The sequence below is a fragment of the Caballeronia sp. LZ034LL genome, from assembly GCF_031451215.1.
Classification (GTDB): Bacteria; Pseudomonadota; Gammaproteobacteria; order Burkholderiales; family Burkholderiaceae; genus Caballeronia.
On the sequence record NZ_JARUXR010000004.1, the window covers coordinates 993,757 to 1,004,558 of the forward strand.

Here is a 10,802-nt window from a genome sequence, read left to right on the forward strand (position 1 = left end):
GCCAAACGACAGCAAGGACCGTTCCAAGCGGCGTCGCTCAGCGCCCGCCCGCGGTTTCTTCCGACAAAATCACCCGCGCCACACGGCACGCCGCCAGGTCCCAAGCCGCGCAGCCGACCGACTTGAACATGACCGGCCGGGCGGCATCGTTCTTTGCCGCCGGGGCCGCGAGCGCCTCGGCGAGCGCCCGCACCGCGCCCCATTCCACGCCCGCCAGGATGAAATCGCCGGCTTCGTGACGGGCGCCGGCCAGATCGTCCACATAGAGCGCGCTGCCGTGCACGATATCGGCGGCGATCTCGGCGGCATCGGCGGTGAACGCGCCCACGCCGATCACCAGCCGTCCGGCGCGCGCGGGCGCCGTGTAGACCGGCGTCTTGCTGGTGGTCGCGGCGATCACGACATCGATCGATGCCGGAATCTCCGCCGTCTCCAGCGGCGCGAGGTAGCGGCCCGGCGCGGCGTGCGTGTCGCAGAACGCACGCGCCCGCCCGGCACGCGAACCCTGCACGACGATGCGCGCTTCCGGATAAACAGCCGCCAGCGCCTCGACATGAAACGCCGCCTGCCTGCCCGTGCCGATCACCAGCACCTCGCGTGGCGCGGCGCCGTGCAGCGCGCGGATCGCCAGCATCGAGACCGCAGCCGTGCGCCGCCCGGTCACGGTGGGGCCGTCGAGCATGAAGTGCGGCACGCCGGTGGCGGCATCGTAGGCGGTGACCTGACCGTGGATCGTCGGCAGGCCGAGCGCGCCGTTGCCCGCGCACACGTTGACGAGCTTGTGCATCGCGAGATCGGCGGCGCTGGCGGGCATCGACAGCATCACGCCGCCCTCGATCGGCACGACCATGCGCTCGGGGCTCACGATGCGCCCCGCCGCGTAGTCGAGCATGGTCGCAGCGAGCGTGTCCACGAGACGGTCGTACGGCACGAGACGGGCGGTCTGCACGTCGTCGAAACTCTGGAGGGCGCGAGGCGTTGGGGTCATCGTGTTCTCGTCTGGCTGGAAGAAGGTGGACATGCCATCGGCATGCCATTGAAGCGCGGGATTATTCTAACGGCGCGCACAACGACGGCGCGACCGCGTCATAAAGCCACTTAACCGGCGCGGCGCACGCCTGTCACAATGAATCCCCCGGACGACGAGTCAGGCGTGAGCGCCGTTGTCACATGCCTGCCACCGGCGACGGTCATACTCGGCGGACCCGCGCCCTCGTCCCGCGCAGCTCGCGCGTTGCACCACGACAGCCCAGCACACAATCACGGAGCCCACCATGAGCATCGACACGACGGACAAGCAGCGCCGTTTCCACGCGGACCTCATCGACAGTTACGACGAAGAGTTCGAGATGGAAATCGACGACCGCTTTCTGGACGGTGAATCGACCTTCTCGGATGAAGAGCGCGCGCTGCGCAAGACCTATTTCCGCGAACTGTTCCGCCTGCAAGGCGAGCTCGTGAAGCTGCAGGACTGGGTCGTGCATACAGGTCATCGTCTCGTCGTACTGTTCGAAGGCCGCGATGCCGCCGGCAAGGGCGGCGCGATCAAGCGCATTACGCAGCGTCTCAATCCGCGGGTCTGTCGCGTCGCCGCCCTGCCCGCGCCGAACAATCGCGAGCGCACGCAGTGGTACTTCCAGCGCTATGTGTCGCACTTGCCGGCGGCCGGCGAGATCGTGCTGTTCGACCGCAGCTGGTACAACCGTGCGGGCGTCGAGCGCGTGATGAACTTCTGCACCGATGAAGAGTATGAGGAATTCTTCCGCTCGGTGCCCGAGTTCGAGAAGATGCTGGTGCGCAGCGGGATCCAGATCATCAAGTACTGGTTCTCGATCACCGATGACGAACAGGAAGTGCGCTTCCAGGCCCGTATCGATGATCCGCTCAAGCAATGGAAGCTGAGCCCGATGGATCTGGAAAGCCGCCGCCGCTGGGAAGCGTACACGGCGGCGAAGGAAGTGATGCTGGCGCGTACGCACATTGCGGAAGCGCCGTGGTGGGTCGTGCATGCGGTGGACAAGAAGCGCGCGCGCCTGAACTGCATCCAACATCTGCTGAACCAGGTGCCCTATCACGACGTGGAGCATTCGCCGATCGAACTGCCCGACCGCGTGTTCAATCCTGACTATCTCCGGCAGCCCGTGCCGGATGAGCTGTACGTTCCTGAGGTTTATTGAAGCAAGTTTATTGAATCGAGTGTGACGAAGCGCGGACCGGTTCAGCAGCAGTTGCTGCAAGGAACGTGCTTCACACTTTCGACATCGCGCCGGCGCGTGAATGCATGGCGCAGCGCGAACTGATACGCCTGTTGCGAACCCTTGAGCATCACGACGAACATGACCTGCGCGAGGTTGAAGTCGAGCGTGACCATCAGGCGCATCAACAGCAGCAGTGGCAGCACCACCGCCGGCTGATACAGTTGTTTGGCTATCAAGTCTTTCATCTTCGGCTCCTTATCCCATTTTCGTATTTTATGGACTGGGGCCTCGCGGATAAACGCTCCGCAGGTGAAGACATATGTTCCGTGAAGCGAACAATCCGCATTGGATGCGTATCAGCGCTTGTTCCAATGCACATGGCCCTGCGCGAGGCAGGGCCATGTTCACGTTACTTCTGCGCGAGACTCGCGTCGGGCACCGGCGTGGGCTTCGCATCGCCCCAGCCACCGCCCAGTGCGCGGATCAGATTCACCGTCGATACCGCCTGCAAGCCCTGCAACTGCACCGATGACCGCTGCGTTTGCAGCACCGTGCGTTCGGCGTCGATGACATCGAGATAGTTCACCGCGCCCTCGGTGTACTGCGTGCGCGACAGCTGCGCGGCGCGCACCGAGTACTTCACCGCATCGTCCTGCGTCGCGGTCTGGTCTTCGAGAATGCGCAGGTCGGACAGGTTGTCTTCCACTTCGCGGAACGCCACGAGCACCTGCTGCCGATAGCTCGCGACATCCTCTTCATACACCGCCCGCGCGTTCGCGAGATTGCCCTTGCGGCGGCCACCATCGAAGATCGGCAGGTTCAGCGCCGTGCCCGCGAACGGCCCGAGCAGGAACGTGCGGCTCGACCAGTTGAAGAGATCGCCGAGCGTCGCCGATTCGAAACCGCCCGAGCCCGTCAGCGTCAGCGACGGGAAGAACGCCGCCTTCGCCACGCCAATGCGCGCATTGGCCGCGGCCATCGCACGCTCTGCCGCGGCGATGTCGGGACGGCGTTCGAGCAGCGCCGAAGGCAGGCCCGGCGGCACGCGAATCGTGACCGGCTTCAGCGGATTGGCGGCCATCGAGAACTCCGAGGGCGTCTTGCCGAGCAGCACCGCAAGGCTGTGCTCGGAGGCCGCGCGCAGACGCTGCACGGTCATCGCGTCCGAACGGGCAGTGGCCAGTTCCGACTTCGCGCGTGCAACGTCCAGCTCGCTGATGTCGCCTTCGGTGAAGCGCCGTTGCACCAGCTTCAGCGCCTGTTCGCGCAACTGCACGGTGCGCGTGAAGACATCGGTTTCGGCGTCCAGCTCGCGCAGGTTGAAGTAGTTCTGCGCGACATCCGCTTGCAGCGCCAGCTGCACCGAGCGGAACAAGGCCTCGCTCTGCGCGGTGTCCGCGTTGGCCGCCTGCACCGAGTTCGACACGCGCCCGAACAGATCCACTTCATACGACGCGCTCGCCTGCGCACGCCACAAGGTCTGCGCGGGCACATTGGCATTCGCCGGCAGGAACTGCGACGCGGGCGAGAACTTCTCGCGCGTCGGGCCGAAGCCCGCATCGAGCGTCGGGAACAGCCCCGCGCGCGCCGTCTGGTTGATCGCGCGCGCTTCCTTCACGCGCGCCGCTGCCGCCTTCAAGTTCTGGTTCGCGTCCTGCGCCTGCTTTTCCAGATCGTTGAGCGAAGCGTCGTCGAAGATCGTCCACCATTCGCCGCGCAGCATCTCTTCCGAGGGCTGCGCGGTCTTCCAGGTGCCCGCTTCCGATGCATCCAGCGTCTTTTGCGGCGTTTCCTTGTAGGCGGACGGCGCGCCGACATCCGGCTTTTCATAAGTGGGCGCGAGCGAGCAACCCGCGACCACCAGCAGCGCCGCCATCAGGCCCGGCACACCCAACCATCGTTTCATATGCAACTTGTTCATCATCGACCTCATTGCGCTTCAGGCGAAGCACCGATACCGCGCATCTGCGGATGCGAGCCATGCTTGTCCGTCACGTGTTCGGTGCGCGACAGCTTGCGCAGGATCACGTAGAACACGGGCGTCAGCATCAGACCGAACAGCGTGACGCCGAGCATGCCGAAGAACACCGCCACACCCATCGCGTGACGCATCTCCGAACCCGCGCCCGACGACAGCACGAGCGGCACCACACCCATGATGAACGCGATGGACGTCATCAGGATCGGGCGCAGACGCAGCCGGCTCGCCTCGATCGCGGCCTGCACGATGGAGCGTCCCTGCATCTCCAGTTCGCGTGCGAACTCCACGATCAGGATCGCGTTCTTCGCCGACAGCCCCACCAGCACCATCAAGCCGATCTGCGTGAAGATGTTGTTGTCGCCATCGGTGAGCCATACGCCGAGCAGCGCGGACAAGATACTCATCGGCACGATCAGGATCACCGCGAGCGGCAGCGTCAGGCTTTCATACAGCGCAGCCAGCACCAGGAACACCAGCAGCACGCTGATCGGGAACACCCACAGTGCTGCGTTGCCCGCGAGGATCTGCTGATACGTGAGATCGGTCCATTCGAACTTGATCCCACGCGGCAGCACTTCCGCCGCGATGCGTTCCGCCGCCGCCTGCGCCTGCCCCGACGAATAACCCGGAGCCGGGCCGCCGTTGATGTCCGCCGCCGTGTAGCCGTTGTAACGCACGACCATTTCCGGCCCGTAGGTCGGCGACACCTTCACCAGCGACGACAAAGGCACCATGTCGCCGATCGCATTGCGCGTCTTGAGCAAGCCGATATCCTCGGGATGCGCACGGAACGGTGCATCCGCCTGCACGCGCACCTGATACACGCGGCCGAAGCGGTTGAAGTCGTTCACATACAACGAGCCGAGATAGACCTGCATCGTGTCGAACACATCGGTCACCGAGACGCCGAGCTGCTTCGCCTTCACGCGGTCCAGATCGACATTCAGTTGCGGCACGTTGATCTGATAGCTCGAGAACGTCGGGCCGAGTTCGGGCGTCTGCGAAGCGCGCTTGATGAACGCCTGGGTGGCATCGGCGAGCGCTGCATAGCCGAGTGCGCCGCGATCCTCCAGCTGCATCTTGAAGCCGCCCAGCGTGCCCAGCCCCAGAACCGGCGGCGGCGGGAACACGGCGATGAACGAGTCCTTGATGCCGGCGTACTTCTGGTTCAGCGCACCCGCGATGGCATTGGCCGACAGCGCCTTGTCATGCACGCGGTCCTTGAAGGGCTTCAGCGTGACGAACACGATGCCCGCGCTGGACGAATTGGTGAAGCCATTCACCGACAGACCCGGGAACTCCACGGCGCTTTCCACGCCCGGCTGCTTCAGCGCGATAGCCGACATCTCGCGGATCACGCCTTCGGTGCGGTCGAGCGAAGCGCCGTTCGGCAGTTGCGCGAAGCTGATGAGGTACTCCTTGTCCTGCGCGGGCACGAAGCCGCCCGGCACGACCTTGCCCATCAACACCGCGCCCGCGAGCAGCACGGCATACAGCAGCATCATGATCGACTTGCGGCCGATCACGCCCTTCACGCCCTTGCCATACGCTTCCGAACCGCGATGGAAGACCTTGTTGAACTGCTTGAAGAAGCCGCCGAATACGCGGTCCATGGCGCGCGTGAGCCAGTCCTTCGGCTCGTCGTGTCCCTTCAGCAGCAACGCGGCGAGCGCGGGCGAGAGCGTCAGCGAATTGAACGCGGAGATCACCGTGGAGATGGCGATGGTCATCGCGAACTGCTTGTAGAACTGACCCGTGAGACCGGACATGAACGCGAGCGGCACGAACACGGCCACCAGCGTCAGCGCGATCGCGATGATCGGTCCGCTCACCTCGCGCATCGCCTGATAGGTGGCCTCTCGCGCTGACAGACCCGCCTCGATGTTGCGCTCGACGTTCTCGACCACCACGATCGCATCGTCGACGACGATACCGATTGCCAGCACCATCCCGAACAACGACAACGCGTTGATCGAGAAGCCGAACGCAAGCAGCAGCGAGAAGGTCCCGACGATCGACACCGGCACCGCGAGCAGCGGAATGATCGACGCGCGCCAGGTTTGCAGGAACACGATCACCACGAGCACGACCAGCGCGATGGCTTCCGCAAGCGTATGGATCACCGCTTCGATACTCGAACGCACGAACTGCGTCGGGTCATAGACGATCTGGTATTCGAGGCCCGCCGGCATGTCGGCCTGAAGTTCCTTCATGGTCTTGCGGACTTCGTCGGAGATCTGCAGCGAGTTCGCGCCCGGTTGCTGGTTGATTGCGATGGCCACCGCCGACTTGTTGTCGAGCAACGAGCGCAGACCGTATTCCGATGCAGCCAGCTCGACACGCGCGACATCGCCGAGGTGCGTGACGGCGCCGTCCGGCGACGTCTTCAGCACGATGTCACGGAACTCGGCTTCATTCTGCAGGCGGCCGCGTGCATTCACGTTCAGTTGCAGCGGCACGTTCGGCAGCGTGGGCGAGCCGCCGATCACGCCGGCCGCGACCTGCACGTTCTGCTCGCGGATCGCATTTGCGACGTCAGTGGCCGTGAGGCCGCGCTGCGCCACCTTCTGCGGATCGAGCCACACGCGCATCGAGTAATCGCCCGAACCCCACAGCTGCACTTCACCCACGCCCGCGATACGCTCCAGCCGGTCCTTCACGTTGATCAGCGCGTAGTTGCGCAGATACGTCATGTCGTAACGGCCGTTGGGCGAGTTCAGGTGGACCACCATCGTGAGCGTCGGCGAGGACTTGATGGTCGTCACGCCGAGCCGCTGCACGTCCTGCGGCAGACGCGGCAGCGCCTGGTTCACGCGGTTCTGCACCAGCTGCGTGTTCTTGTCGGGATCGGTGCCGAGCTTGAACGTGACCGTGGTCGTGAGGTTGCCGTCGCTGTTTGCCTGCGACTGCATGTACAGCATGTCCTCGACGCCGTTGATCTGCTCTTCCAGCGGCGAAGCCACGGTCTCGGCAATCACCTTCGGGTTCGCGCCGGGATACTGCGCATGCACGACGACCGAAGGCGGCACGACTTCCGGATACTCGGAGATCGGCAGCTTGAACATGGCGATCACGCCCGCCAGCAGCACGATCACCGAGAGCACGCCCGCAAAGATCGGGCGGTCGATGAAAAATTTGGAAATATTCATGACGAGTTCTGTCTGTTGCGGATGACGCGCATTACTGCGCGGATGCCGTCTTCACGACCGGGGCATCGCTGTCGTTGTTCATCGCGACGTTGTTGGCCTTGATCACGTCGTTCGGACGCACGCGCTGCAAGCCGTTCACGACGATGCGCTCGCCCGGCTGCAAGCCCTTGCTGATGACGCGCAGGCCTTCATGCGTCTGCCCAAGCGTGACTTCGCGGTACTGCACGCGGTTGTCCTTGTCGACGACCATCACGTACTTCTTGTCCTGGTCCGTGCCGATGGCCTCGTCCTCGACCAGCACTGCCGGATGCGGCGTGCCGCCGCCTACCTTGACGCGTGCATACAGCCCCGGCACCAGCGAGCCGTCCGGGTTGTTGAAGCGCGCGCGCACGCGGATCGTGCCGGAAGTGGTATCGAGGCGGTTGTCGACCGAATCGACGACGCCATCGCGCGAATAGCCATCCTCGTTCGCGAGACCCAGCGACACCGGCACCTTCGAACCCGCATCGCGGCCGAGATAGCGCAGATAGGTCTGCTCGTCGACGTCGAAGGAAGCGTAGATCGGCGAGACCGACACCAGCGTCGTCAGGAGCGGCGCGTTCGCGCCCGTCGACACGATGTTGCCCACCGTGAGCTCCGCGCGCGACACGCGGCCCGACACCGGCGCCGTGATGTGCGTGTAGGCGAGATTGATCTTCGCGGCTTCGAGCGCAGCCTGCGCGGCCTTCAGGTTGGCGACGGCCTCGCGGGCGGCGTTCTGCTTCTCGTCGTAATCGCGCTTGGCGATCGCGTTGTCGGCGAGCAGCCGTTCGGCGCGCGCGGCATCGGTCGAGGTGTAGCCGTTGCGCGCCTGCGCCGCCGCGAGCTGCGCCTGCGCGCGGTCCACTTCGGCTTCGTACGGGCGCGGGTCGATCGTGAACAGTGCATCACCCTTCTTAACGAGCTGGCCGTCCTTGAAGTGCACGGCGACGATGGTGCCCGGCACGAGCGGACGGATATCGACGTGATCCACCGCTTCCAGCCGGCCCGAGTAGCTCTGCCAGTCGGTGATGGTCCGGGCGATCACGGTGGCGACGTCCACTTCGGTGGCCGTCGGGCTGTGCGCAGCGGCCTTGGCTTCGTTCATGGCCGCGTCGCCGTGGCCGTGCAGGGCGGTATAGCCGCCCGCGCCGGCGATGATGACTGCCGCGCCTAGCGTGGCGTAGATGCGTTTGCGAGTGAAGAACATGGTGAGAGGCTCCGGTTGCGTTGAGATTGTTGTTGTGTGGTGCTGGGCTGGCGTGCCGATTCTTGCGTTGATGTTCGAACCGGTTGTCCGCGCTTACTTGGTGCGCGCCAGCCGCTTTCTGAAAAACGCGACGACATCGGCGAGCGCATCCGGGTGCGCGGCCAATGCGTGGTGCGAGGTCTTGCCATGACGCGTGACTTCAGTCGGCACGCCTGCGGCGATCAGTTCGCCGGCATATTTTTCCGCCTCGATATGCAGCAGATCGTGCTCGGCGCTCGCGATCATCGCGGGCGGCAGTCCGCCCAGACGCCGCGATTCGAGCGGCGCCGCGTACGGATGCAGGCGTTGCGACGGGTTCGGCAGATAGGCGCGATACCACTGCGCGCAATCGCAGGCTTCGAAATCGGGGCACAGCACCTTCCGTTCGTCGGCCATGCGCGTCAGGCTCGGATCGAGCAGCGGCGCCAGCAGGGCTTGCGCGGACATGTGGATATCGCCGCGATCGCGCGCGATGGCAGCCACGCACGTGGCGAGATTGCCGCCCGCGTCATGACCCGCGATGCCGATACGCAGCGGGTCTGCACGCTGTCCGCGCGCATGCGCCACTGCCCATTGCGCCGCGCGATAGCCGTCTTCGGGCGCGGCCGGAAACGGGAACGCGGGTGCGAGCGAATAGCCGACCGACACGACCCATGCGGGCGTATCGCGGGCAATCGTCGCGGCGGCAATGTCCGCGTCTTCGAGCGTGCCGCCGATGAAACCGCCGCCGTGAAAATAGAGCACGATGGGCACGACCTTCCCATCCGATGCAGGGCGATAACTGCGCACGGTGATGGGCTGCGTGTGTCCTGTGATGCGCACATCCTCGATGCACAGCCGGGGGCTCGACTCCAGATCCAACAGTGTTGCCATGGTTATTCGTAGTGCGGGGCCCGTGCTGCAAGGCCTGCGCGCATAAGTTGCGATGCTGCGAATTCTGGGGGCCGCGCCTTTCTGGATAAATGCCTATAATCCGGCAACACAATTCGGTCGCCCCGAACAATCGTGGTTATCCCTCGCGATTATTCGACAGGTCTTTCTTTGGCGTCCGCTTAATTCCTGGCGGCGCAAAGCATTCAAGGTGAGAGAACATGGATCGGCTTCAAGCAATGCAGGTCTTCACTCGAGTCGTCGACACCAACAGCTTTTCCCGCGCCGCGGACACGCTCAATCTGCCGCGCGCTTCGGTCACGACGATCATCCAGAACCTCGAAGCGCATCTCAACGTGCGCCTGCTCCAGCGCACCACGCGCAGGCTCAATCTCACGCCCGACGGCGCGGCGTACTACGAGCGCTGCGTGCGCATCCTCGCGGACATCGAGGAAGCCGAAGGTTCTTTCTCGAACAACGGCAAGGGGCCGCACGGCAAGCTGCGCGTGGACATGCCGGGCGCGATCGGGCGTCTTATCGTGATGCCGCAGCTATGCGATTTCCACACGCGTTACCCGGACATCGAGCTGATGATGGGATTCGGCGACAAGCCGGTCGACCTGATTCAGGAAGGCGTCGATTGCGTGATCCGCGTGGGCACGCTGCAGGATTCGAGTCTTGTGGCGCGGCGCATCGGCGTGTTCCAGGGCGTGACCGTGGCCGCGCCGCAGTATCTCGAACGGCACGGCATTCCCGAGACCATCGACGATCTGCAGGACCACACCGCCGTCAATTATTTCTCGAGCCGCACGGGCCGCGTGATGGACATGGACTTCGTCGTCGACGACAAGACCGTCGAAGTGAAGATGCGCGGCATGATCGCGGTGAACGATGCCGAGGCATATCTCAGTTGCGGCCTGAAGGGCGTCGGCATCATCCAGGTGCCGCGCTTCATGGCGCTGCCGCATCTGCGCGCAGGTGAACTCATCGAAGTGCTGCCGCAATGGAATCCGCTGCCGATGCCGATTTCGGCCGTGTATCCGCATAACCGGCATCTGTCGCCGAAGGTGCGTGTGTTCGTCGACTGGGCGGCCGAGTTGTTCGAACGCTGCCCGCTCCTGCAAGGCCAAAAGGATGCGGAAGACCGCTGCCTGCCGACGAGCACCGCATCGCCGAAGGTCGTGCGTCATGGCACGCCGGAAGTCGCCGGTACTGAAGATGTGGTTGCATAGCTAATCAATTTGCTGACCGGCGCGGGGCCGCTGCCGGACAGCGGGGGCCCCCGCCCCCCCCCCCCACAGCCCCCCCCCCCCCCCCCGCCGCCGAGTTGCCCCCGG

At 64.6% G+C, this 10,802-nt stretch carries 8 protein-coding genes; 2 read left to right on the forward strand and 6 right to left on the reverse strand.

All coding sequences use genetic code 11. The features are described 5' to 3' along the window. Window positions 1-37: 37 nt before the first annotated feature. Window positions 38-988, reverse strand: coding sequence for a bifunctional Delta(1)-pyrroline-2-carboxylate/Delta(1)-piperideine-2-carboxylate reductase (lhpI, locus tag QCE83_RS31980; protein WP_309820473.1), 951 nt, complete (start codon window positions 986-988; stop codon window positions 38-40). Window positions 989-1,274: 286 nt separating this feature from the next. Between lhpI and ppk2 the strand changes: the two genes are divergently transcribed. Next, on the forward strand, window positions 1,275-2,177 hold the full coding sequence (gene ppk2, locus QCE83_RS31985) for a polyphosphate kinase 2 (RefSeq protein ID WP_309820475.1): 903 nt from the start codon (window positions 1,275-1,277) through the stop codon (window positions 2,175-2,177). A gap of 41 nt (window positions 2,178-2,218) precedes the next feature. Here ppk2 and QCE83_RS31990 read toward each other — a convergent pair whose 3' ends face one another. From QCE83_RS31990 to QCE83_RS32010, 5 genes are all read right to left on the reverse strand, one after another. Continuing rightward, window positions 2,219-2,443, reverse strand: a complete 225-nt coding sequence (locus QCE83_RS31990; RefSeq protein WP_309820477.1) for a hypothetical protein — start codon at window positions 2,441-2,443, stop codon at window positions 2,219-2,221. Between the two features lie 164 nt (window positions 2,444-2,607). Next, the gene (locus QCE83_RS31995) at window positions 2,608-4,131 is read right to left on the reverse strand and encodes an efflux transporter outer membrane subunit (protein WP_404985998.1); all 1,524 of its coding nucleotides are present in this window, start codon (window positions 4,129-4,131) and stop codon (window positions 2,608-2,610) included. After that, window positions 4,128-7,328, reverse strand: coding sequence for an efflux RND transporter permease subunit (locus tag QCE83_RS32000; RefSeq protein WP_309820481.1), 3,201 nt, complete (start codon window positions 7,326-7,328; stop codon window positions 4,128-4,130). The genes QCE83_RS31995 and QCE83_RS32000 overlap by 4 nt, the downstream gene beginning before the upstream one ends. Window positions 7,329-7,359: 31 nt before the next feature. Further along, entirely contained in the window at window positions 7,360-8,556 is a 1,197-nt protein-coding gene (locus tag QCE83_RS32005; RefSeq protein WP_309820483.1) for an efflux RND transporter periplasmic adaptor subunit, read from the reverse strand. 93 nt (window positions 8,557-8,649) lie between these two features. Beyond that, complete coding sequence (locus tag QCE83_RS32010) at window positions 8,650-9,468, reverse strand: alpha/beta hydrolase (RefSeq protein ID WP_309820484.1); 819 nt, start codon at window positions 9,466-9,468, stop codon at window positions 8,650-8,652. 218 nt (window positions 9,469-9,686) lie between these two features. Here QCE83_RS32010 and QCE83_RS32015 point away from each other — a divergent pair, with 218 nt between their 5' ends. Further along, window positions 9,687-10,697, forward strand: a complete 1,011-nt coding sequence (locus QCE83_RS32015; protein WP_404986001.1) for a LysR family transcriptional regulator — start codon at window positions 9,687-9,689, stop codon at window positions 10,695-10,697. Window positions 10,698-10,802: the final 105 nt, after the last annotated feature.

What these genes read in the sequence shown, in the direction of transcription:
- lhpI (WP_309820473.1), bottom strand. Translation starts at nt 988, where the DNA reads ATGACCCCAACGCCTCGCGCCCTCCAGAGTTTCGACGACGTGCAGACC.
- ppk2 (WP_309820475.1), top strand. Translation starts at nt 1,275, where the DNA reads ATGAGCATCGACACGACGGACAAGCAGCGCCGTTTCCACGCGGACCTC.
- QCE83_RS31990 (WP_309820477.1), bottom strand. Translation starts at nt 2,443, where the DNA reads ATGAAAGACTTGATAGCCAAACAACTGTATCAGCCGGCGGTGGTGCTG.
- QCE83_RS31995 (WP_404985998.1), bottom strand. Translation starts at nt 4,131, where the DNA reads ATGAGGTCGATGATGAACAAGTTGCATATGAAACGATGGTTGGGTGTG.
- QCE83_RS32000 (WP_309820481.1), bottom strand. Translation starts at nt 7,328, where the DNA reads ATGAATATTTCCAAATTTTTCATCGACCGCCCGATCTTTGCGGGCGTG.
- QCE83_RS32005 (WP_309820483.1), bottom strand. Translation starts at nt 8,556, where the DNA reads ATGTTCTTCACTCGCAAACGCATCTACGCCACGCTAGGCGCGGCAGTC.
- QCE83_RS32010 (WP_309820484.1), bottom strand. Translation starts at nt 9,468, where the DNA reads ATGGCAACACTGTTGGATCTGGAGTCGAGCCCCCGGCTGTGCATCGAG.
- QCE83_RS32015 (WP_404986001.1), top strand. Translation starts at nt 9,687, where the DNA reads ATGGATCGGCTTCAAGCAATGCAGGTCTTCACTCGAGTCGTCGACACC.